Source organism: Streptomyces sp. NPDC096079 (assembly GCF_040303145.1).
Taxonomy (GTDB): domain Bacteria; phylum Actinomycetota; class Actinomycetes; order Streptomycetales; family Streptomycetaceae; genus Streptomyces.
In genome coordinates, this window is record NZ_JBEOST010000010.1 from 192,863 (window position 1) to 214,569 (window position 21,707).

The window sequence follows — 21,707 nt, forward strand, 5'->3', positions numbered from 1 at the left end:
ATGCGGGGCGTGACGGAAGCCCCGGGAGCTGTCGACGACGCGCCCCTCCTCGACGAGCTGATGCCGTGGTCCGTGGCTCCGTTGAGGTTCGGGCGGTCCTGGATCGTCGCCCCGGACGCGCGGACGCTGCGGGCCCGCTGGGACCGGCTGGTGGCCGCCGAGGGCGCCGAGCGGGAGGCCTTGTTCCGGCCCAGCCGGGCGCGGACCCCGGCGAGCGCGGTGGGCGCGCTGCCCGGGCAGCGGACCGGCACGGCGAGGTTCGCGCGCGAGTCGGGGCCGTGCCCGGAGCCGGTACGGGTGGCGCAGGGGCCGTTCGACGAGCAGTGGCTGCTGCCGGACCACCGGCTGATCGACACCGCCCGCCCGGAGCTGTGGCGGGTCGCCGGGGAGCCGCAGCTGTTCGCGGTCGAGCAGGGGTACGTGCCGGGGGCGGCGGGACCGGCGCTCCTGGTGACGGCCGCGCTTCCGGAGGGGCGTTCCCCGGCGGGCCGCCCGGGCCGCATCCGGCCGTTGTTCCGGCGTCCCGGGGGCCGCGAGCCCAATCTGGCGCCCGGGCTCCTGGAGTTCCTCGGGGAGCGGTACGGGTGCCGGGTCGACGCCCGGGACTGGCTGGCGTGGACGGTGGCGGCGGCCCTCCCCTCCCCCGCCGGCTGCCGTGTGCCGCTCCCGGGGGACCCGGAGGTGTGGGCGGCGGGCGTGGCGCTCGGCCGGGAGCTCGCCGACGTACAGCTGCGCGGCGCCCTGAGCGGGACGCGGCCCCGGCTGCCGGGCGGGCGCCGGCCCTATGTGCGGGCGGCCGTCCCGGCGCGGCCGGCCGCGCTGGCGTACGACGCCGAGGCGGAGGTGCTCGACGTCGGCGGGGGTGTGGTCTCCCCCGTACCGGCGGAGGCCTGGGAGTACCGGGTCGGCGGGGTGCGGGTCCTGGACCAGTGGTTCGCGCACCGGACGGCCCCGGCGGAGCCCGGCTCCCTGGAGGCGATCGGCCCGGCGGCCTGGCCGCAGGAGTGGACTTCGGAGCTGCTCGACCTGGTCACCGTGCTCGCGCTGCTCGGGGCGCGGGAGCCGGAGCGGGCGGCCTTCTCCGGGCGGACGGCGGGCCGGGCCGAACTGCGCGCGGCCGGGGTGCTGCCGCCGCCGGACCGGGCCCGGCGTCCCGCGTCCGTACTGGACCATCAGGAGGAGGGCCCTGAGGGCCAGTTCATGCTGCTCTGATCATGCTGCTCTGATCAGGTGCCCGGTGCGAAGGACTCCAGCAGGCGGGCGATGGTCATCGCGAAGACCTCGTCGGCGTCGACGGGCGCGGCGGGCGCGGCGGCGAGCAGTCCGGCGAGGTGCGGGTAGCGACCGGTGGCCACCTGTCCCCGCAGGTAGGCGCCGCGTACCGCCTGCTCTTCCGCCTCGGACCAGGGCAGTCCGCGGGCGCGTTCGGCGATGGCCTGTTCGTTGGCGACGGTCGCCATGACCGTGCCGTTGACCATGGCGATCAGCTGCATCTTGAGTCCGGCGGGCACGTCCAGGGGGGCGAGGCAGCCGAGGCACCACTCCAGGAAGCGCAGGGCGTTGGGGCTGAAGCCGTAGGCGGTGGTCATGACCCGGGGCAGCCAGGGGTGGCGGTACATGATCGCGCGGCTCTGGTGGGCGATGGCGGTCATGTCGGCCCGCCAGTCGCCGCTCGGTTCCGCGGGGAGTTCGTACTCGCCGCTGACGGCGTCGACCATCAGCTCGTGGAGGTCCTCCTTGCGGGGGACGTAGTTGTAGAGCGACATGGTGCCGCAGCCGAGTTCGGCGGCGAGGCGGCGCATGGAGACGGCGTCGATGCCGTCCGTGTCGGCGACGCGGACGGCCGCGTCCACGATGTCCCGCCGGCTGTAGGCCGGTTTCGGGCCTCGGCCCGTGCGCTCGGGCCGCGCCCAGATCACTTCCGGTTCGGCCGCTCGGCCCGCCATGGATCATCACCTCGCCCACCATCGTAGTTACGTACGCCGTACGTAGTGGGGTAGGGTCGCGCCATGACGACTACGTACGCTGTACTTAGTGAAGGTCTGCGGAAGCGCTACGGCGACGTCCACGCCCTCAGCGGGCTCGACCTCGCCGTGCCCGAGGGGACGGTCTGCGGCGTCCTCGGCCCCAACGGCGCCGGGAAGACCACCGCCGTCCGCGTCCTGACCACCCTGGTCAGGCCGGACGGGGGCAGCGCCCTCGTCGCGGGCCACGACGTGGTGCGCGATCCGGCGGGGGTACGGAAGCGGATCGCCGTCACCGGGCAGTACGCCTCCGTCGACGGCGACCTCACCGGCGCCGAGAACCTGCGGCTCTTCGCCCGGCTGCTGCGCGCCCCGCGCTCGCGCGCCGACCTGCTCCTGGAGCGGTTCGGCCTGACCGAGGCGGCCGGACGGCCCGCCCGCACCTACTCCGGCGGCATGCGGCGCCGCCTCGACCTGGCCGCGAGCCTCCTCGTACCGCCGCGGGTGCTCTTCCTCGACGAGCCCACGACCGGGCTCGACCCGCACAGCCGCAACGGGATCTGGGACGCCGTCCGGGAGCTGGCCGACGACGGCACGACCGTGCTGCTCACCACCCAGTACCTGGAGGAGGCCGACCGGCTCGCCGACGACATCGTGCTGGTCGACGAGGGGCGGGCGGCGCAGCACGGCACCCCGGCCGAACTGAAGGCGCTCGTCGGCAGCTACGCCGAGGTCGTCCTCGCCGACCCGTCCTCCCTCGGAGCGGCCGCCGCCGTCCTCGACCAGCTGACCGGCTCCGCCCCCGTCCTGGACGCCGAGCGGCGCACGGTCGGCGCGGTGACCACGGACAGCACGCTCACCCTCCCCCGGATCGTCCGCGAGATCGACGCGGCCGGGGTCCACATCATCGACGCCTCCCTGCGTCCGCCCACCCTCGACGAGGTGTTCCTGCGCCTCACCGACCGGAAGGAGCTCGTCGCGTGAGCGCCCTCGTGCACGACGGGACCGCCGTCCTCGGCCGCCACCTCCAGCGGATCCGGCACGCGCCCGCGATCACCGTCCTGACCCAGACGATGCCGATCGTGTTCCTGCTCTTCTTCGGGTACGTGTTCGGCAGCGCGCTCGCCGCTCCCGGCGCCGAGTACCGGGCCTTCCTGGTGCCCGGCATGCTCGTGGCGACGGCGGCGGGCGGCCTGATGACCGGCATGTTCCAGGCCGCGCAGGACGCGCACCGGGGCGTCATGGACCGCTTCCGGACCATGCCCGTGAGCCGGGCCGCCGTCCCCCTCGGCCAGGCCCTCGCCGACCTCCTCGCGAGCGCCGTCGGCACGGTGCCGCTGCTCCTCGTCGGCCTCGCCATGGGCTGGCGGATCGAGGGCACGCTCCCGGAGGCCCTGGGCGCCATCGGCCTGCTGCTGCTCTTCCGCTTCGCCACGACCTGGGCCGGCATCCTGCTGGGCCTCGCCTCGAAGAGCGAGGAGGCTGCCGGGCAGCTGGGCAGCGCCACCTTCATGCTGCCGCTGCTGTCGAACGCGTACATCCCCACCGACGGCATGCCCGGCTGGCTGCGGACCGTCGCCGAGTGGAACCCCATCTCGGCCGTCACCACGGCGGTGCGGCAGCTCTTCGGGAACGCGGCGGTCCCGGCGGACGCGGCCTGGCCGGTCGCCCACCCGGTCGCGGGCGCGCTGCTCTGGTCCCTCGGCCTCCTCGCCGTCGTCGCCCCGCTCGCCGTGCGGCGCTACGCCCGGGGCTGACGGGGCCCGCGTGACGCAGGCCCTGATGACAGGAGGCACACGGGGGCGGTAGGCAGACGCTCATGAACTCTCAGCCCCTCTCGCACGGCGGTCAGCCCCTCCCCCTCGCCGGGGTCACCGTCGTCGCCGTCGAGCAGGCCGTCGCCGCGCCCTTCGCCACCCGCCAGCTCGCCGATCTCGGCGCCCGCGTCGTCAAGATCGAGCGCCCCGACGGCGGCGACTTCGCCCGGGGGTACGACACGGCCGCCCGCGGACTCGCCTCCCACTTCGTGTGGTGCAACCGCGGCAAGGAGTCGGTGGCGGTCGACCTCAAGGACCCCCGGGGCCTGGCGCTCGTCCGGAGGATGGTCGCCGGCGCCGACGTCTTCGTACAGAACCTGGCCCAGGGCGCGGCGGCCCGTCTCGGCCTCGACGCCGCCACCCTCTGCGCCGCGCACCCCTGGCTGATCGCGGTGGACGTCTCGGGGTACGGGGCGGAGGGACCGTACGCCCACCGGCGCGCGTACGACATGCTCGTGCAGTGCGAGGCCGGCCTGGTGTCGGTGACCGGCACGCCCGAACAGCCCGTCAAGTCCGGCATCCCGGCCGCCGACATCGCGGCCGGGATGTACGCGTTCTCCGGCGTCCTCGCGGCCCTCGTACGGCGCGGCACGACCGGCCGGGGCGGCCCGGTGGAGGTCTCCCTGCTCGACTCGCTGGCCGAGTGGATGGGGCATCCGCTGCACCACGGGACGCACGGGAGCGCGGCCCCGGCGCGCACGGGGCTCGCGCACGCCGTGATCGCGCCGTACGACGCCTATCCGACGGCGGACGGCGGCCTGGTCCTGCTCTCCGTACAGAACGACCGCGAGTGGCGGCGGCTCGCCGAACAGGTCCTCGGCCGGCCCGAACTCGCCGAGGCGCCGGAGTTCGCGACGAACACGGCACGGGTCGCGGGGCGCGCGGCGACGGACGCGGCGGTCGCGGCGGCGCTGGCGCCGCTGACGGCGGACGAGGCGCTGGCCCGGCTGGACGCGGCGGGCATCGCCTGCGCCCGGCTCAACTCGGTCGCGGAGCTCGCGGACCATCCGCAGCTGACGGCACGTGACCGCTGGCGGGACGTGGAGTCCCCGGCCGGTCCGCTGCGCTCGCTGCTCCCGCCGATCGTGTTCCCGGACGCGCCGGAGCCGCGGATGGACCGGATCCCGGCCCTCGGCCAGGACACGGACGAGGTGCTCGCCGAACTCGGGGTGCCGGAGGCGGAGGTGAAGGAGCTGCGGAGCGCGGGGGTGATCGCCTGACGGGGAGGGCGCGGGAAGGTACGGCCTCGCGCCTCCGGGCTCGATTGCGGGGTGTACGGCCCCCGGGGCACGACGGAGCGCCGGACGGGCGGGGACACGTCCGGCGGGGTCGTGGTCGGGGCCGTACGGGCGGCCGGGTCGTACGGGAAGCGGGCCGTACGGGCTGGCCGGGCCGTACGGCTAGTGGCGCGTGCCGAAGAGCGAGCGGCGCAGGCGACGGAGCGGGGCGAAGAGCGAGACCCGCGCGCTGCGGCTGCGGTGACTGTGCACCGGTGCCTCGTGCGTACGCGCCGTCAGTTCCCTCATGAGCAGCGTCGCCTCGGCCACCTCGCGCTGGGGCACGGCGGGACCGCCGAGCACCGCGAGATGGCGGTCGAGTCGCGAACTGGTCGCGCTGCTCCCGCAGGTGATGGCAGGCACTCGCGGCCTGCTGCGCATTGCTATCTGTTCCATGTCACTCCCCACCCGTACAAGGGCACCCGGCCCGGGCAGGTTAACCCTATCGCCCCATCGTGACACCCGTGTATCCCGGCGGCGGGATTCACCGCACTCGTACGGGGGTTGACGGTGACTGTCCGAATCCATCTGATTCCAGGGCGAGTTGGACAGCGCTCGAACACCTGCCGAACCGTCACGAACCATCCTGCACTCCGGACCGCCGCCCATGGCCACGAGGACCGGTGTGATCTCCACCACCAAGATCGTCCGGGGCCGGCGGCGGGCGGCCCTCGCAGGAGCGGGGCCGGGAGGGCTCCCCTCGGCTACCGTGGATCCATGACGGTGATCGCGGGTCGTTACCGGCTTCTCGACGTCCTCGCGGAGGGTGCGACGGGCACCGTCTGGCGCGCCCTGGACGAGACCGACCGGCACGAGGTGGCGGTCAAGGAGCTCCGCGCCCCGGCCGGCCTTCCGGCCGACGAGGCGCTCCTGCTGTACGCGCGCCGGGAGCGCGAGGCGCGGGCCGCCGCCCGGATCTCCCACCCCTCCGTCGTACGGGTCCTCGGGGTGGCCACCGAGGACGGCCGGCCCTGGGTGGTGACCGAGCTGGTCCGCGGCCTCTCCCTCGCCGAGACCCTGGACGCGGGCGGCCCGCTGCCCGCGCGCGAGGCCGCGCGGATGGGCGCCGAGGTCCTGGCCGGGCTGCGGGCCGCCCGGGAGGCGGGCGCGCCGCACCGGGGCGTGCGGCCGGGACAGGTGCTCCTCGCGAACGACGGGCGGGTCGTCGTGACCGGCTTCGGCGGCGCCCCCGGGGACACCGGCCCGGAGTCGGATCTGCGTGCGCTCGGCGTGCTCCTCGACGCGGCGGCGGACGACCGCTCCGGCCCGCTGGGCGCCGTGGTCGACGCGCTGACGGGCGAGGAGCCCGCCATGACGGCCGATCAGGTGGAGCGCGAGCTGCGCCGGGTGGCGGGGGGCGCCGCCCCGAGGTCCACGCCGCCTTCGGGGCCCTCCGCCACCCCGGCCCGGACGGGGCGGGGCGAGGACACCGGTAGCGCGGCGTGGGCCGGGACGCCGCCGGCGCCGGCGCCGCGGAAGGCGCCGCGACGGACGGCGCCCCGACGGGGGCCGGTCCTTGCGGCCGGGATCGCCGGGGCGCTGTTGATCGCGGGCGTGCTGACGTATCAGGCGGTGCGGGACGAGGGACCGGACACCGGGCCGGGGCCGGGCGGTGGCGCGAGCACCGCTCCGGCGCGGCCCGGCGCCTCGGGCGCCGGGGGCGGGACGGCTACGCCGCGCTCCTGAAGGAGGGCAGGTAGCCGCCGGACTGTCCGGCGGCGGTCGGGTGGTACGACTCGCCGATGTTCAGCCAGTTGACGCTGTGCAGCCAGGCGGAGCCCGAACAGATCTCGTGTCCGGTGAAGGCCGGGACGACACTGGCGAAGGTGAAGCCGTGGTCGGCCGCGCGCTTGGCGACGGCGGCGTTGAGGTAGTCGGAGGCGCCGTTGATCGCGCTGCGCTCGTTCTCGCTCAGGCCGGCGACGCAGCTGCCGCCGAGCTGGTAGAAGCGCGGGTAGCCGAGGACGACGACGTGGGCCGAGGGCGCCTTGCCGCTGATGGCGTTGTAGACGGAGTCGAGCTTGCCGGGGAGCGTGCTGTCCACATAGGCCTTGGCCTGATTCACACGGCTGATGCAGGTGGCTTCGGACTGGAGCACACAGGTCGTCATGACGTCGGCGAAACCGGCGTCATTTCCCCCGATCGTGATGGACACCAGGTCAGTGGCGGCCGAGAGGGGTCCGAGCTGATTCGCGGTCACATCACCCGTTCGGGCGCCCGAGCAGGCGGTGAACGCGAAGGAGGAGGGGGCGTTCGCGTTCTTCCAGAGGACCGGGAAGGCCTTCGTGGAGCGCTTGCAGTCGCCGCTGGCGCTGTCGTAACTCCCGGAGCCGACACCGGAGGAGTACGAGTCCCCCAGGGCCACGTAGTCGAGTGCGGCGCTCTCGGCCGCCTGGGCCGCGCCCGCCCCGGTGAGGGCGAGGACGGCACCGAGCAGGAGCGAGGACGAAAGGGCGGCAAAACGGGACAGTCTCATGGAACCTCCCTGTAGCAGGATCTCTGCGTTACCAGGTAGTAGCATCGGATCCACCGGACCGGAAGTGTTCATGTCAAAACTGGGGGTGAACAGCTCCCGATCCTCCGTCAGGGACCATCGAGATCCAGCCACTTCACGCGGCGGGTCATCCGCTCACGGCCGGCTCGCAAAACCCGGTGCGCGGCCCCGTGCCGTGTCGGATCATGGGCGCCATGTCTGACACCCCCGCCGTACCGTCCGCACTTCGGCAGCCGCCGGCCGCGTCGCTGCCCGTCATCGTCAACCTCGACGACAGCGACTCGCCCGGGGACGTCCTGGACGCGCTGTTCCTCGACCGCTTCGCGACCGGGGAGCAGCCGCACGCGCACAGCACCACCCTCGACCGGGCCAGACCCGACGCCACGCTGCTCCCCGAGGGCGCGAGGGTGCTGCGGGCCTCGAAGGACGACGACCGCAGCTCGGTGCTCGCCGAGGGCGAGGGCTGGACGATCCTCTCCTCGCGCTGGAACCGGCGTGCGGACGTGACCGTCACGGCCACCGACCCCGAGCTCGCGAAGCGGATCCTCGACGAGGCCACGGAGGGGGCGAAGGACGAGCCCGAGCCGGAGCCCGAGGACGTGACCATGGGCTTCTGGTACGTGGCTCCGCAGCGCGGCCCGCGCCGGATGACCCGCCGGATCAGCGCCGGGACCTGGGAGGAGGTGCGGCCCAACTACGCGGCGCCGGTGGCCGACTCGATGGACCGGCTGATGAAGATCACCCCGGAGGACGTCACCGGACGGCTCCTGCTGCTGCACGGCCCGCCGGGCACCGGCAAGACCTCGGCGCTGCGGACCCTGGCGCGGTCGTGGCAGGACTGGTGCCAGGTGGACTGCGTGCTCGACCCGGAGCGGCTCTTCAACGACATCGGGTACCTGATGGACATCGCCATCGGCGAGGACGACGGGACGTCGAAGGAGCGGTGGCGGCTGCTGCTCCTGGAGGACTGCGACGAGCTGATCCGGGGCGGGGCGAAGCACACGGCGGGGCAGGCCCTCTCGCGGCTGCTCAACCTGACGGACGGACTGCTCGGCCAGGGGCGCAACGTCCTGGTCGGGGTCACCACCAACGAGGACCTGGAGCGGCTGCACCCCGCGGTGGTGCGGCCCGGCCGCTGCCTGGCCCGGATCGAGGTCGGACCGCTGAGCCGGGCCGAGTCGGTGGAGTGGCTCGGCCGCGAGGAGGACGTGCCGCGCGAGGGCGCGACGCTGGCGGAACTGTTCGCGCTGCGCCGCGGCACGCCCCCGGCGGACCTCCCCGAGCCCCGCACCGCGGGGGCGGGGCTCTACCTGTAGCGGCCCTCAGTCGTCGTACGCCGCCCGGAGGGCCTCGTTCAGGGCCGCCTCCGCGGCCTCGCGGCTGAGGCCCAACCGGCGGGCCTCCTCGGCGTACTGGGCGGCGGCCGAGGCGGCCCTGCGGGTCGCCGCGTCACCGGCGGCGGCGACGAAGGTGCCGTGGCGTCCGCGCGTCTCGATGACGCCGTCCGCCTCCAGTGCCTTGTACGCCTTGGCGACCGTGTTCGCTGCGAGGCCGAGCTGCTCCGCGAGCCCCCGAACCGTCGGCAGCTTGTATCCGACCGGCAGTCTGCCCGACCGGGCCCGCTCCGAGATCTGGGCCCGCAGTTGTTCGTAGGGAGCGGTGGTGGATCCGTGGTCCACGGCGATGGTGAGTGTCACCCCGCCGATTCTGCCCCCACCCCCCACGAAAAGGGGAGGCGGCGGTGCGTCCCTCGCCCGTAGCGTGCCACCACATGACTGTGATCGTCCGTGACGCACGGCCCCGGGACACCGAGGGCTTCGCCCGGGTCCGCCGGGCCGCGGTGCCCTACATGCTCGCGACCGCCGAGCAACTCGCCTTCGACTGGGCACACGCCCACCCCGACAGCCACGCCCGCCCCCTCGTCGCCGTGACCGGGGACGACGAGGTCATCGGGACCGTCCAGCTGAGGATCGCCCACGACGCCCCGGAGCCCGGGATCGGTTCCGTCAACGTGTACGTGGACCCCGAGCGCCTGGGCCTGGGCGCGGGGACGCTGCTGCTGCGCGCCGCCGAGGAGCACCTCGCCGAGCGGGGCGCGCGGACGCTGTACAGCTGGGTCCTGGACGAGCCGGCGAGCCGGGCGTGGGCCGAGCGGCGGGGGTACGCTCCCAGCCGCAGCGCGCACTTCCTGCGGCTCGACCTGACGACGGCCGCGCTGCCGCCGCTGGAGGAGCCGCCGGCCGGCGTCGAGCTGCGTACGGCCGAGCACTTCGCGGCCGATCCCCGGCCGCTGTTCGAGCTGGACGCGGTGACGACGGCGGACGAGCCGGGCGACGTGGGCGCGGAGCTGGACGACTACGCCCACTGGCTGGAGACCACCTGGGGCCATCCGCTGCTCGACCGGGCGCTGACGACGGTCGTCCTGGTCGACGGGGTGCCGGCGGCGTTCAGCGCGGCGCAGTCGGACGGCCTGGGCCGGTACTCCTCGGGGATGACCGGCACCGCGCCCGCGTTCCGGGGGCGGGGGCTCGCGAAGCTCGCCAAGAACGCCTCGCTGCACCGGGCGCGGGCCGCGGGCTGCGTGGAGGCCTTCACGAGCAACGACGCGGGCAACGGCCCGATGCTGGCGATCAACGAGTGGTTCGGTTACGAGATCGGCGCGACGGAGGTGCGGCATGTCCGGACGATCGGTTGAGATCACCCTGACGAAGGCGGGTCGGACGAAGATCCGTTACCCGGCCGAGGTGCTGGCGGAGGAGGGTGCCCGGCTGTCCGTGCGCGCCCCGTGGGCGGCCGAGGGGGTGCGGGACTTCGGCTTCGTGCGGTTCGAGCCGGGTGACGTGTTCGTGGAGCACTACTGGAGCGACCGCTGGTTCACGGTCAAGGAGGTGTGGTCGGCCGAGGGCGCCCTGAAGGGCTGGTACTGCGACATCACCAGGCCGGCCGTGATCGACGGCTCCGGGGTGCTGGTCGAGGACCTCGACCTGGACCTGTGGGTGTCGGCGGACGGCAGCGAGGTGCTGCGGCTCGACGAGGACGAGTTCGCGGCGAGCGGGCTCGCCGCCTCCGATCCGGAGGCGGCGGAACGTGCCGTGGTGGCCCTCGACGAGCTGGAGGCGCTGGGCCGGCAGGGCCTGATCGAGCTGCTCGCCTGAGGGATGTCTTGCCGATCCGGCCTGGTCGAGCTGCTCGCCTGAGGGACTTCTTGCCGATCCGGCCTGATCGACAAGACACCCCCTAGCGCAGTTCGACGTCCGCCTGCTCGGCGGCGAGGAAGCCGGGCAGCGGCAGGCCCGACTCGCCGGCCGCGAGCTGGAGGAGGGTGGCTTCCACGCGGGCGGCGCCCGGCTTGTAGACGGGGTCCTTCACGACGGCGCTGTTGGCCCAGGTGTGGACGTGCCCGTCGCAGACCGCGCGGGTGCCGCCGATCCCGATGGAGCGGCTGCTCTGCTTGAGGGTGGAGCTGACGAAGACGGGGCCTTCGCTGTCGTCGAGGCAGCGGTACGTGCCGGAGACGGTGACCGTGGCGTCGGCGGCGAGGGTGCCGTACTCGTCGACGGTGAGGCCGTCGGCCCCTCGCGCGTGGGCGAGAGGGGCGACGGCGGCGGTCAGCAGGACTGCTGCGGCGAGGACGAGTCGGACGCGCATGGTGGGGGTCCCTTCGGGGGTGGGGGGAAGGTGCTGCCCGCCAGGGATACCGGATCCGGTCGCCTCCTGTCCGAATCTCACCCCATCGGGGGCGAGTTGGACACCACCGCGCATACCGTCGTATCAGTGCGGGGCACGCCGGGCGGTCACCTTCCTCACCAGCGGCCAGGCGAGCAGCACGAGGACGACCGAGTAGACGGTGACCGCGAACGGGGTGTCCACCAGGCCGGTCAGGGAGCCGTCGCTGATCTGGAGGGCGCGGCGCAGCTGCTGTTCGGCGGCCGGGCCGAGGATGACCCCGATGACGGCCGGCAGCACCGGCAGGCCGTAGCGCCGCATGCCGAGGCCGATCAGGCCGATCACGAGCAGCACGACCAGGTCGAGCGCCTCGCCGCCCACCGCGTACGCGCCGACGGCGGCGAAGAACAGGATGCCGGCGTACAGGTACGGGCGCGGGATGCGCAGCAGCTTGGCCCAGACGGGCGCGAGCGGCAGGTTGAGCGCGAGCAGCAGCACCATGCCGACGAACAGCGAGGCGATCAGGCCCCACACCAGCTCGGGTTCCCGCTCGAAGAGCAGCGGGCCGGGCTGGATGCCGTACTGCTGGAACGCGGCCAGCATCACGGCCGCGACGGCGGTGGTGGGGAGGCCCAGGGTCAGCATGGAGACGAGCGTGCCGGCGGCGGAGGCCGAGGCGGCGGACTCGGGTCCCGCGACGCCCTCGATGGCGCCCTTGCCGAACTGGTCCCTGTGCTTCGAGAGCCGCTTCTCCGTCACGTACGAGAGGAAGGTCGGGATCTCCGCGCCGCCGGCCGGGATCGCGCCGAAGGGGAAGCCGATGAGGGGGCCGCGCAGCCAGGACTTCCAGGTGCGCCGTACGTCGTCCTGACCGAGCCAGGGGCGGCCGACCGGGATGGCCTCGCCGGCCGTGCGGCGCAGGTGCGCGGCGACCCAGAGGGCCTCGCCGATCGCGAACAGGCCGACGGCGACGATGACGACGTCGACGCCGTCGGCGAGCTGGAGGGAGCCGAACGTGAGGCGCTGCTGCCCGGTCATCTGGTCGAGGCCCACCAGACCGATCGTGAGGCCGATGAGCAGCGAGGCGAGGCCGCGGACGCGCGAGGAACCGAGCACCGAGGTCACCGCGATGAAGGCGAGGACCATGAGGGCCAGGTAGTCGGGGGCGCCGATGTCGACGGCGAGCGCGGCGACGGTCGGGGCGAGGACGACGAGCAGGATCGTGCCGATCATGCCGCCGGCGAAGTGGCCGATGGCGGCGGCCGCGAGGGCCTGTGCGCCGCGCCCGGCCTTGGCCATGGGGTTGCCCTCGATGGCGGCGACGACGGCCGCGCTCTCCCCGGGGGTGTTGAGGAGGATCGAGGTGGTGGAGCCGCCGAACATGGCGCCGTAGTAGATGCCCGCGAACATGATGAACGCACCGGTCGGTTCGAGTCCGTAGGTCACCGGGAGGAGCAGGGCGACGGCCATGGCCGGGCCGATGCCCGGCAGGACGCCGATGGCGGTGCCGAGGAGCACGCCGATCGCGGCCCACAGCAGGTTCATCGGGGTGAGGGCGGTGCCGAAGCCGTCGATGAGGGAGTTCAGGGAATCCACGGGTCAGATCACTCCCATCAGCGGGCCGCCGGGCAGGGGGACGCCGAGCAGCCTGTCGAAGACGGCGTAGGTGAGGAGCGAGAGGGCGGCCGCGATCAGCGGGTCGCGGGTGAGGTGGCGGCTGCCGAGGGCGTGGGCCGCGCCCCAGAAGAGGAGGGCGCCGGCGACGGGGAAGCCGAGGGGGCCGATGAGGACGGCGAAGGCGAGGAACACGCCGGTCAGGAGCAGGACGGTGCGCCAGTCCGCGGGTTCGGAGAGGTCGACGTCCTCGCCGCCCTCGGCCTCGCCGCGGCCGCCGCGCAGTACGTCGACGGTGAGGAGGACGGCGACGACGAGGAGGCCGCAGCCGACGACGAGGGGCACGGTCGCGGGGCCGACCGGGCCGCGGCCGACGACGTCGGCGTCGAGGGTGAGGGCGTCGGTGAGGACGAGGACGCCGAGGAGGAACAGGAGGACGCCGACGCCGAGTTCGGACCTCCCGCGCAACACGTTCTTCACGGTGGTCACAGTCCGAGCTCCTTGAGGACGGAGCCGACCCGCCGGTCCTGCTCGGTGAGGAAGGTGCCGAACTCCGCGCCGGGCAGGAAGGCGTCGTTCCAGCCGTGGGCCCGCAGCGACTCGCGCCACTGCGGGGAGTCCCGCAGCTCGGTCACGAGGGCGACGAGCCTGTCGCGCTCGGCGTCGGAGAGACCGGGCGGGGCGACGATGCCGCGCCAGTTGGTGAACTCGGTGTCGAGCCCGGCCTCGCGGAGCGTGGGGGCGTCGAGGCCGGGGACCCGCTGGGCGCCGGTGACGGCGAGGAGGCGCAGCTCCCCGGCCTTGATCTGGTCGAGGTACTCGCCGACGCCGGAGACGCCGAAGCCGACCTTGTCGCCGAGGAGGGAGGCGAGGAGTTCGCCGCCGCCGTCGAAGGGCACGTAGTTGACGTCCTTCGGCGGGATCCCGGCGGCCTGCGCCATCAGCATCGGGGCGAGGTGGTCGGGGCCGCCGGGTGAGGAGCCGCCGCCGACGGGCAGCTTGCCGGGGTCCTTCCTCCAGGCGGCGAGCAGGTCCTGGATCGTCCTGTACGGGGAGTCCTTGCCGACCACGACGATGTCCTGCTCCTCGGTGAGCCGGGCGATCGGGGTGGTGTCGGCGAGGGTCCTGGGGGTCTTGTTGGTGTGGACGGCGCCGACGACACCGAGGCCCATGGACATGGCGAGGCGGCCGTCGCCGCGCTCGCCGACGAGCCGGGTGAGGCCGACGGTGCCGCCCGCGCCGGGCAGGTTGAAGACCTCGATGTCGCCGGTGAGACCGGCTTCCTCGGCGTTCTTCGCCGCGGTGCGGGCGGTGATGTCGTAGCCGCCGCCGGGGGTGTTGGGGACCATGAAGCGCAGGCCGGGTATGGCGGTTCCGGTGTCGGAGCCGGTGCCCGGGCTGAGCAGCGGTGGGCCCACGAGCACCAGGAGGGCCGCCCCGAGGAGGGCGAAGGGGGTGCGCAACCGCACGTGCAGCCGCCTCTCTGATAGCAGGGGAAGGGGGTGTGAGGTGGCCCACATGTTGCCCGCGCGTGAACAAGCTGTCTCTCTTCCGCAATCAACGGACGTTGTGGTCGTTGTGGTCGGGACCTAGCGTGGGTCGGCGTGACGAAGGTGCTGGTCGTTGACGACGACTTCATGGTCGCCAGGCTGCACTGCCGCTATGTGTCGGCGGTGCCGGGCTTCACCGTGTCCGGGGTCGCGCACAGCGGCGCCGAGGCGCTCCGCGCCGCCGACCGGCTCCGCCCCGACCTGGTGCTGCTCGACGTGTTCCTGCCCGACATGGACGGGGTCCGGGTGCTGCGGGAGCTGCGCGCGGCGGGCCTGGGCATGGACGCGCTGTTCATCACCGCCGCCCGGGACGTCGGCACGATCCGCTCGGCGCTGCGCGCGGGCGCCCTGCACTATCTGATCAAGCCGTTCACCCAGGCCGCCCTGCACGAGCAGCTGCGGCACGTCGCCTCCCTCCGCAGCCGCCTCGACGAGCTCGACGAGGCCCGCCAGGAGGACGTCGACCAGATCTTCGGCGCCCGGCCCCGCGGCTCCCGCGAGCTCCCGAAGGGCCTCGCCGCGCACACGGCGGACCTGGTCGACTCGGTGCTCCGGGCCCACCCGGAGGGCGTGTCGGCCACGGAGTGCGCGGAGGCGGGCTCCCTCTCCCGCGTGAGCGCCCGCCGCTACCTGGAGTACTTCGCGGAGACGGGCCGCGCGGAAGTCACCCTCCGCTACGGCGGCACGGGCCGCCCGGAACGCCGCTACCGCCGGCTCGGGTAGGTGTTCCTCAGGGGCCTCTTTCCTGCGCCTTAACGCCGCCCTAAGGGCCGCCATCAGTGCTTCTTCCGGGGCTAGTTTCCTCACAACCCCCCACACCGCCCTCGTGAAGGAGCTGTCCCCCCATGACCTCTCGTCGTACGGCCACGGCCGTCGTCACCGCCGCTCTGGTCCTGTCCGGTATCGCCGGGGCGCCCGGGGCGTTCGCGCACGGGTCGATGACCGATCCGGTGAGCCGGGTCGCGGCCTGTTACGCGGAGGGGCCCGAGGCGCCGAAGTCGGCGGCGTGCAAGGCGGCCGTGGCGGCGAGCGGGACGCAGGCGTTCTACGACTGGAACGCGGTGAACATCGCCAACGCGGCCGGGCAGCACCGGCAGTTGATCCCGGACGGCAAGCTGTGCAGCGCGGGCAACGACAAGTACCGGGGGCTCGACCTCGCGCGGGCCGACTGGCCGGCGAGCCCGATGGCGGCCGGTGCGCACACCTTCCGGTACAAGGGGACCGCCCCGCACAAGGGCTCGTTCGAGCTGTACGTCACGAAGGACGGGTACGACCCGTCGAAGCCGTTGAGGTGGTCGGACCTGGAGGCGAAGCCGTTCGTCACGGTGACCGACCCGGGGATGCAGAGCGGCGACTACGTGTTCCGGGGGACCGTGCCGAAGAAGTCCGGCCGCCACCTCATCTACTCGATCTGGCAGCGCTCCGACTCCCCCGAGGCCTTCTACACCTGCTCCGACGTGGTGTTCGGGAAGGACACCGGCGGCGGTACGCCCCCGGCGACGAAGGCCCCCGCGACGACCGCGCCGGCCTCGGCCCCGCCCGCCTCGACCGCGCCGGCCCCGACCCCCTCCGCGCCCACCGACGAGCAGATCCAGGCCGGTGCGGACAAGTCCACGGTCCAGCACGGCGGGCACGGTGGGCACGGGACGACGGCCGGCGCCTCCGCGCCCGCTCCGGTGTCCGGCGCGCCCGCCCCCGCCACGGGTGTGGAGCTGGCGGAGACGGGTGGCGACGCCGCCACCCCGTTCGTCGCGGTGGGCGGCGCCGCCGGGCTCGCGCTGGGTGCGGCGCTGCTGTTCTCGACGGCCCGGCGGCGCCGGACCCGCGGCTAGCCGACCACCGAGAGGCAGGTCGTCGGGGTCGCGTGGGCCGGGTCGAGGGCGTTGGCCACCTCGTGGAAGGTGACCCGGTCCACCGTGCCGATCGCCACGTGCTCGGAGAGGTCGAGCGCGCACTTGTCCTGGATGAGGACGTTGGTGACGTTCGGGCCGTTCAGGAACTGGGAGCGGTACGGGGTGACGACCTCGTCGTACTGGCTCGCGATGACGTGGTAGCGGACCCCCGGCACGGTGTCGCCGCCCTCGTTGAGCTGCGTGATGAAGGCCGAGCCGGCGATCTGGTCGGCGAGGCCCGGGGTAGTGGAGCTGATGAGGTCCTCGGCGCCGGGGAAGTACGGCAGGAGCTTGGTGAGGCCGAGGAGGGTGGTGCCGTGGTTGTCGGGGGCGATGCCGACGAGTGTGTTCACCTTCTCGGCCCCGCCGAGGAACTTGAGGTACCAGCGGGGCATCATGCCGCCCTGCGAGTGTCCGACGAGGTCGGCCTCGGGGGCTCCGGTGGCGGCGAGGACCCGGTCGACGTAGGTGTCGAGCTGCCCGGCGGACGCGGCGATGGGGCCGAGCCCGTTGAAGAAGGGGACGCCCGGCAGCTGGCCGTAGTCGAGGGAGAAGACGCAGTAGCCCCGGTTGACCAGGTAGGGGGCGAGGGCCAGCCAGTTGTCGACGGAGTTCCCGAAGGTGCCGTGGACGAGGACGACGGGGCGCGGGTGCGCGGCGGACGGCTTGCAGGAGAAGTCGTTCCAGCCGCGGCTGGGGGCGGCGGCGGCCTGGGCGGCGGCGGTGGGGGCGAGGGTGGCGGCGGCGGTCAGGAGCAGGACGGACAGCGCTCTGACCGTGCGCTTCCAGTACTTCGCGGACAGCATCGGGCGATCTCCTTGCGGCTCAAGGGGAAGGTGGGGGTGCTGTGCCCTGCGGTCCGGACCACAAGTGGGGGATGCTCTCCAGCCAAATTACGCACGGGTAGCCTCGGCTGGGAAGTTACGCGTCGGTAAAAAGTGAGGTGTCGTCACGGGGGCGCGTTCAGGCCGCCAGTGAGCCCGGGAGGATCGCCGGCGCGTTCAGGCCGCCAGTGAGCCCGGGAGGATCGCCCGCGGGCCGAACCTCGCCCGTGCCCGGTCCGCCACCGCCTCGATCCGCCGGGTCTTCTCGTCCGCCGGGTCCAGGGAGAGCTGGTGCGCGGCGCCCTCGGCGTCCCGCAGGCCCTCGGCGCGCAGCGCGATGCCCCGCACCCGGGCCCGCTGGAGGCCGAGGGAGTCGTGGACGGCGTACGCGAGGGCGGTGAGCGCCGCCGTGTGGCCGGTCGGTTCGGGCAGGGTGCGGCTCCGGGTCGTGCTGCTGCGGTCGGCGTACCGCACGGTGACCGCGAGCGAGCGGCAGACCTGGGCCTCGGTCCGCAGCCGGGCGCCCAGCTCCCCGGCGAGCGAGAGGAGGGCCCTGCGCTGCGCGGTCCGGTCGGTCTCGTCGTGCGGGAAGGCGCGTTCGGCGGCGATCGACCGGGAGACCGCGTTCGGGACGACGGGGGTGCGGTCGATGCCCCGCGCCTTCTCCCACAGCTCGCGGCCGGCCTTCGCGCCGACGAGCCGCTGGAGCACGGCGAGCGGCGCGTCGGCGACACGGCCCGCGGAGTCGAGTCCGTAGCCGCAGAGGGTACGGGCGGTGGCGCGGCCGACGCCGTCGAGGACGGCGACCGGCCGGTCGCGCAGGAAGGCCGCCGGGTCCTCGACGACCAGGGTGGCGCCTGGCCTGGCCTCGCGGGCCGCGAGCCGGGCCAGCATCGGGTTGGGCCCGGCGCCGATGACGCAGTCGACGCCGTGCAGGGCGAGCGCGCGGACCCGGATGACCGAGGCGAGTTCGGCGGGGCTCCGGTCGAAGTAGCGCAGCGCGCCGCGCACGTCGGCGAGCGCCTCGCAGGGCGGGGCGGCCTCGACGACGGGGGTGAACGCGCCGAGCAGGTCGACCAGTCGGGGCAGTACCGCTTCGTCCGCCGGTTCCAGGCGGAACCGTACGCAGAGGATCATCCCGCGCTCCCCGGGCTGCTGTGCCACAGCTTCCGCGACGGCGTCGCGGCGCCTTCCCCGGCCGGTCTGAGGTCGGCCCAGGGGTTCATCTCGTAGCCGGTGGACATCGTGATCCGGCGGCCGGTGTCGGCGCTCCCGCCGGCGGGGGCCGTCTCGGACAGCCGCTCCCCCACCGCGTCCAGGCCGCCGGTGGACCGCAGTTCGGCCAGTTCGGCGAGGTTCCAGGCGGCGGAGCCGACGACGCTGAGGCTGCGCGGTCCGCGCCGCTGCACCACGCCCCGGACGAGGAGCAGCCAGGAGTGGAAGACGGTGTGGGCGCAGCGCTCGTGGGCGTCGTCGAAGAAGGCGAGGTCGACCAGGCCCGTGCCGTCGTCGAGGGTGCTGAAGATGACGCGTTTCCCGGAGCGGATGGGCGGGGTCTGGGTGGCGGCCTTGGCTCCCGCGACGAGGACGGTCTGTCCGTGCGCGGTGGAGCGCAGTCGCTGTGCGGAGACGACGCCGAGTTCGCGCAGGAAGGCGTGGTGGTCGCTCATGAGGTGGCGGGAGGCGTCCATGCCGAGGATGCCGAGTTCGGCGCTGAGGCGTTCGGTGTCGTCGAGGTCGGGCAGGCCGACGGGGGCGGTCTTCCCGCCCTGGGCGAGCGGGAGTTGGCCGCCGTGTGAGGCGGCTCCGCGGTGGATGCGGCGGAGTTCGGTGAGGTGGAGCAGGAGGTCGCGGCGGTTGGCGCCGAAGGCGTCGAGGGCGCCGACCTGGGCGAGGCGTTCGGCGACGGGGGTGCGCGGGCGGGCCCGTTCCCAGAAGTCGAGCAGGGAGGCGTAGGGCTGTCCTTCCTCGATGCGGGCGCTCTCGGTCTCGCTGATGCCGTGGACGTCGGCGAGGCCGAGCCGGAGGCCCCACACCGAGGGCTTCTCGGACACCAGTTCGATACGGTGGGCGACCGCCGAGCGGTTCACGTCGAGCGGCAGCACCGGCACCCCGCGCCGCCGGGCGTCCGCGAGCAGCAGCCGCTTGGGGTACATGCCGGGGTCGTGGGTGAGCAGTCCCGCGTAGAAGGCGGCCGGGTGGTGGGCCTTGAGCCAGGCCGACTGGTAGGTCGGCACGGCGAAGGCCACCGCGTGCGCCTTGCAGAAGCCGTACGAGCCGAAGGCCTCGACGATCTCCCAGGTGCGGGCGACGACCTCGTCGGCGTACCCCCGGGCCGAGGCCCGCCCGGCGAACCAGAGCTTGATCCGGCCCTGCGACCCGGGGTCCGAGAGCCCGCGCCTGACCTGGTCGGCCTCGGCCCGGTCGCAGCCGGTCATGATCCGTACGATCTCGATGATCTGCTCGTGGAAGACGACCACGCCGTACGTCTCCTTCAGGGCCTCCTCCAGGTCGGGGTGCGGGAAGCGGACGGGGGCGCGGCCGTGCCGGGCCTCGATGAAGGGCCGGACCATGTCGGCGGCGACCGGGCCCGGCCGGAAGAGCGAGATGTCGACGACCAGGTCGTGGAAGGTCGCGGGCTGGAGCCGGCCGACCAGGTCGCGCTGGCCCGGGGACTCGATCTGGAAGCAGCCGAGGGTCTCGGTGGAGCGGATCAGCCGGTACGTCTCGGGGTCGCCCTCCGGGACCGCGTCGATGTCCGGCCGGGTGCCGGTGGCGCGCTCGACCTCGGTGACGGCGTGGGCCATCGCGGACTGCATGCGCACGCCGAGGACGTCGAGCTTGAGCAGCCCGAGGTCCTCCACGTCCTCCTTGTCGAACTGGGACATGGGGAACCCCTCGCCGCTGGTGGGGACCACGGGGGTGCGGGTGAGCAGCGAGGCGTCCGAGAGCAGCACTCCGCAGGGGTGCATGGCGATGCCGCGCGGGAGTGCGTCGAGCGCCTCGACCAGCTCCCAGAGCCGGCCGAACTTCTCCCGTTCGCCCGCGAGTTCGCGCAGCTCGGGCAGTTCGTCGAGGGCGGCGAGCGCGTCCCGGGCGCGGATGTGCGGGAAGGCCTTGGCGATCCGGTCGGTCTCGGCCGGGTCCAGGGAGAGGGCGGCGCCCACGTCCCGGACCGCGTGGCGGACCCGGTAGGTCTCGGGCATGGAGACGGTGGCGACCCGTTCGGTGCCGAAGCGGTCGATGATCGCCCGGTAGACCTCCAGGCGGCGGGCGGACTCCACGTCGATGTCGATGTCGGGCAGGGCGGTGCGGCGCTTGGAGAGGAACCGTTCCATCAGCAGGCCGTGCTCGACCGGGTCGGCGTGGGCGATGCCGAGGAGGTGGTTCACCAGGGAACCGGCGCCGGAACCGCGGGCGGCGACCCGGATCCCCATGGACCGGACGTCGTCGACGACCTGGGCGACCGTCAGGAAGTAGGTGGCGAAGCCGTGGTGGGCGATGACGTCCAGCTCGCGGTGCATCCGGTCCCAGTAGCCGCGCCGCTTCTCGTACCCCTTCAGGACCATCCCGGCGGCGGCCCGGGAGGCGAGGACGCGCTGGGCGGTGCGGTGCTCCGCGCCGACGAGGTACGGCTCCGGGAAGTGCGCGGATCCGATGCCGAGGTCGTCCTCGGGGTCGACCAGGCACGCGGCGGCGACCTCCGCGGTCCGGTCGAGCAGCCGGTGGGCGGCGTCCCGGCGGAAGCCCGCGGCCTCGACGATCCGCTCGGCGGCGGCCCGCATGTCGTCGGCGCCCTTGAGCCAGGCCTCTCCGCTGTCGAGCTCCTTGCGGGGGTCGACGGGGACGAGGCGGCGGGCGGAGTCGAGGACGTCGGCGACCGGCCCCTGGCCGGGGTCGGCGTAGCGGACGGCGTTGCCGAGGACGGGCCGGACGCCCTGCTCGGCGGCGAAGCCGACGGTGCGGGCGGCGAGCCGCAGGGAGCCGGGCCCGGTGCCCGGGCGCCCGTGGTGGACGGCCTCCAGGCAGAGCCCGTCGCCGTACCGCTCGCGCCAGGGGGCGAGCAGCCGGGCGGCCCGGTCGGGGCGGCCGGCGGCGAGGGCGCGGCCCACGTCGGAGGCGGGACCGAGCAGGACGGACACGCCGTCGCCGCCCAGGGCGGCCGCGGGCAGCAGGGGGCGCTCCGCCTCCCCGGCGTGGGCGGCGGTGATCATCGCGCAGAGGGTGGCCCAGCCGGTGCGGGAGCGGGCGAGGAAGAGGGCGCGGGGCGCGGACTCGTCGACGAAGGCCCCGCCCCTGACGGGCACCCGGCGGGCGGACCCCCGGTCGGCGGGGGCCTGCTCGGGGACGGCGGTCTCGTACGCCAGGTCCACGCCGAACAGGGGGCGGACGCCTTCCTTCTCGCACGCCTTGGCGAAGCGGACGGCGCCGGAGAGGGTGTCGCGGTCGGTCAGGGCGAGGGCGTCCATGCCGCGCTCGGCGGCGCGGGCGGCGAGGCGCTCGGGGTGCGAGGCGCCGTAGCGCAGGGAGTAGCCCGAGGCGGTGTGCAGATGGGTGAAACCTGGCACGGCCGGTGCACCTCCCGCACTCCCGCATCGAATTCGTACAA

The 21,707-nt window shown here is 74.1% G+C and carries 21 protein-coding genes; 10 read left to right on the forward strand and 11 right to left on the reverse strand.

The features are described 5' to 3' along the window. Complete coding sequence (locus ABTY59_RS21730) at window positions 1–1,212, forward strand: type ISP restriction/modification enzyme (RefSeq protein WP_352020643.1); 1,212 nt, start codon at window positions 1–3, stop codon at window positions 1,210–1,212. 14 nt (window positions 1,213–1,226) lie between these two features. Here ABTY59_RS21730 and ABTY59_RS21735 read toward each other — a convergent pair whose 3' ends face one another. Then, window positions 1,227–1,946: a TetR/AcrR family transcriptional regulator gene (locus ABTY59_RS21735; RefSeq protein WP_352020644.1), complete on the reverse strand. Its 720-nt coding sequence runs from the start codon at window positions 1,944–1,946 to the stop codon at window positions 1,227–1,229. Window positions 1,947–2,009: 63 nt separating this feature from the next. On the opposite strand from ABTY59_RS21735, the gene ABTY59_RS21740 reads away from it, so the two are divergent. The 3 genes from ABTY59_RS21740 (at window position 2,010) to ABTY59_RS21750 (ending at window position 5,001) form a co-directional block, all read left to right on the forward strand. After that, window positions 2,010–2,948, forward strand: a complete 939-nt coding sequence (locus tag ABTY59_RS21740) for an ATP-binding cassette domain-containing protein (protein ID WP_352020645.1) — start codon at window positions 2,010–2,012, stop codon at window positions 2,946–2,948. Continuing rightward, window positions 2,945–3,721 carry an ABC transporter permease gene (locus ABTY59_RS21745; protein WP_352020646.1) on the forward strand — a complete coding sequence of 259 codons (777 nt, stop codon included), beginning with the start codon at window positions 2,945–2,947 and terminating at the stop codon, window positions 3,719–3,721. Before ABTY59_RS21740 ends, ABTY59_RS21745 begins: the two co-directional genes overlap by 4 nt. A 62-nt stretch (window positions 3,722–3,783) precedes the next feature. Further along, window positions 3,784–5,001, forward strand: a complete 1,218-nt coding sequence (locus tag ABTY59_RS21750) for a CaiB/BaiF CoA transferase family protein (RefSeq protein WP_352020647.1) — start codon at window positions 3,784–3,786, stop codon at window positions 4,999–5,001. Window positions 5,002–5,181: 180 nt separating this feature from the next. On the opposite strand, the gene ABTY59_RS21755 is transcribed toward ABTY59_RS21750, so the two are convergent. Continuing rightward, window positions 5,182–5,454: a hypothetical protein gene (locus tag ABTY59_RS21755; RefSeq protein ID WP_352020648.1), complete on the reverse strand. Its 273-nt coding sequence runs from the start codon at window positions 5,452–5,454 to the stop codon at window positions 5,182–5,184. A 321-nt stretch (window positions 5,455–5,775) separates the two neighbouring features. On the opposite strand from ABTY59_RS21755, the gene ABTY59_RS21760 reads away from it, so the two are divergent. Continuing rightward, window positions 5,776–6,744 carry a protein kinase domain-containing protein gene (locus ABTY59_RS21760; RefSeq protein WP_352020649.1) on the forward strand — a complete coding sequence of 323 codons (969 nt, stop codon included), beginning with the start codon at window positions 5,776–5,778 and terminating at the stop codon, window positions 6,742–6,744. Here the strand turns inward: ABTY59_RS21760 and ABTY59_RS21765 are convergent. Then, entirely contained in the window at window positions 6,728–7,534 is an 807-nt protein-coding gene (locus ABTY59_RS21765; RefSeq protein WP_352020650.1) for an SGNH/GDSL hydrolase family protein, read from the reverse strand. The two genes, ABTY59_RS21760 and ABTY59_RS21765, sit on opposite strands and share 17 nt — an antisense overlap. A 212-nt stretch (window positions 7,535–7,746) precedes the next feature. On the opposite strand from ABTY59_RS21765, the gene ABTY59_RS21770 reads away from it, so the two are divergent. Next, window positions 7,747–8,868: a DUF5925 domain-containing protein gene (locus tag ABTY59_RS21770; RefSeq protein ID WP_403538835.1), complete on the forward strand. Its 1,122-nt coding sequence runs from the start codon at window positions 7,747–7,749 to the stop codon at window positions 8,866–8,868. A 6-nt stretch (window positions 8,869–8,874) separates the two neighbouring features. Here ABTY59_RS21770 and ABTY59_RS21775 read toward each other — a convergent pair whose 3' ends face one another. Then, complete coding sequence (locus ABTY59_RS21775; protein ID WP_352020652.1) at window positions 8,875–9,249, reverse strand: GntR family transcriptional regulator; 375 nt, start codon at window positions 9,247–9,249, stop codon at window positions 8,875–8,877. A 74-nt stretch (window positions 9,250–9,323) separates the two neighbouring features. On the opposite strand from ABTY59_RS21775, the gene ABTY59_RS21780 reads away from it, so the two are divergent. Further along, complete coding sequence (locus tag ABTY59_RS21780) at window positions 9,324–10,247, forward strand: GNAT family N-acetyltransferase (RefSeq protein WP_352020653.1); 924 nt, start codon at window positions 9,324–9,326, stop codon at window positions 10,245–10,247. Beyond that, complete coding sequence (locus tag ABTY59_RS21785) at window positions 10,228–10,707, forward strand: ribonuclease FAU-1 family protein (protein ID WP_352020654.1); 480 nt, start codon at window positions 10,228–10,230, stop codon at window positions 10,705–10,707. Before ABTY59_RS21780 ends, ABTY59_RS21785 begins: the two co-directional genes overlap by 20 nt. Before the next feature lie 82 nt (window positions 10,708–10,789). On the opposite strand, the gene ABTY59_RS21790 is transcribed toward ABTY59_RS21785, so the two are convergent. From ABTY59_RS21790 to ABTY59_RS21805, 4 genes are all read right to left on the reverse strand, one after another. After that, window positions 10,790–11,200: a DUF6299 family protein gene (locus tag ABTY59_RS21790; protein ID WP_352020655.1), complete on the reverse strand. Its 411-nt coding sequence runs from the start codon at window positions 11,198–11,200 to the stop codon at window positions 10,790–10,792. A gap of 123 nt (window positions 11,201–11,323) precedes the next feature. Further along, on the reverse strand, window positions 11,324–12,814 hold the full coding sequence (locus ABTY59_RS21795) for a tripartite tricarboxylate transporter permease (RefSeq protein WP_352020656.1): 1,491 nt from the start codon (window positions 12,812–12,814) through the stop codon (window positions 11,324–11,326). A 3-nt stretch (window positions 12,815–12,817) separates the two neighbouring features. Further along, window positions 12,818–13,321 (reverse strand): tripartite tricarboxylate transporter TctB family protein, encoded by a 504-nt coding sequence (locus ABTY59_RS21800; protein ID WP_352020657.1) that lies wholly within the window; start codon window positions 13,319–13,321, stop codon window positions 12,818–12,820. Beyond that, a complete protein-coding gene (locus tag ABTY59_RS21805) occupies window positions 13,318–14,301 on the reverse strand; it encodes a Bug family tripartite tricarboxylate transporter substrate binding protein (protein ID WP_352020658.1) in 984 nt (327 codons plus the stop codon). The genes ABTY59_RS21800 and ABTY59_RS21805 overlap by 4 nt, the downstream gene beginning before the upstream one ends. A gap of 135 nt (window positions 14,302–14,436) precedes the next feature. On the opposite strand from ABTY59_RS21805, the gene ABTY59_RS21810 reads away from it, so the two are divergent. Both ABTY59_RS21810 and ABTY59_RS21815 read left to right on the forward strand, forming a co-directional pair. Then, the gene (locus tag ABTY59_RS21810; protein ID WP_352020659.1) at window positions 14,437–15,105 is read left to right on the forward strand and encodes a response regulator; all 669 of its coding nucleotides are present in this window, start codon (window positions 14,437–14,439) and stop codon (window positions 15,103–15,105) included. Between the two features lie 122 nt (window positions 15,106–15,227). Beyond that, window positions 15,228–16,214, forward strand: a complete 987-nt coding sequence (locus ABTY59_RS21815) for a lytic polysaccharide monooxygenase auxiliary activity family 9 protein (RefSeq protein ID WP_352020660.1) — start codon at window positions 15,228–15,230, stop codon at window positions 16,212–16,214. Here ABTY59_RS21815 and ABTY59_RS21820 read toward each other — a convergent pair. From ABTY59_RS21820 to ABTY59_RS21830, 3 genes are all read right to left on the reverse strand, one after another. Further along, a complete protein-coding gene (locus tag ABTY59_RS21820; protein ID WP_352020661.1) occupies window positions 16,211–17,080 on the reverse strand; it encodes an esterase/lipase family protein in 870 nt (289 codons plus the stop codon). The two genes, ABTY59_RS21815 and ABTY59_RS21820, sit on opposite strands and share 4 nt — an antisense overlap. Window positions 17,081–17,275: 195 nt before the next feature. Further along, complete coding sequence (locus tag ABTY59_RS21825; protein ID WP_352020662.1) at window positions 17,276–18,235, reverse strand: DNA polymerase Y family protein; 960 nt, start codon at window positions 18,233–18,235, stop codon at window positions 17,276–17,278. Then, the gene (locus tag ABTY59_RS21830; protein WP_352020663.1) at window positions 18,232–21,666 is read right to left on the reverse strand and encodes a DNA polymerase III subunit alpha; all 3,435 of its coding nucleotides are present in this window, start codon (window positions 21,664–21,666) and stop codon (window positions 18,232–18,234) included. The genes ABTY59_RS21825 and ABTY59_RS21830 overlap by 4 nt, the downstream gene beginning before the upstream one ends. Window positions 21,667–21,707: the final 41 nt, after the last annotated feature.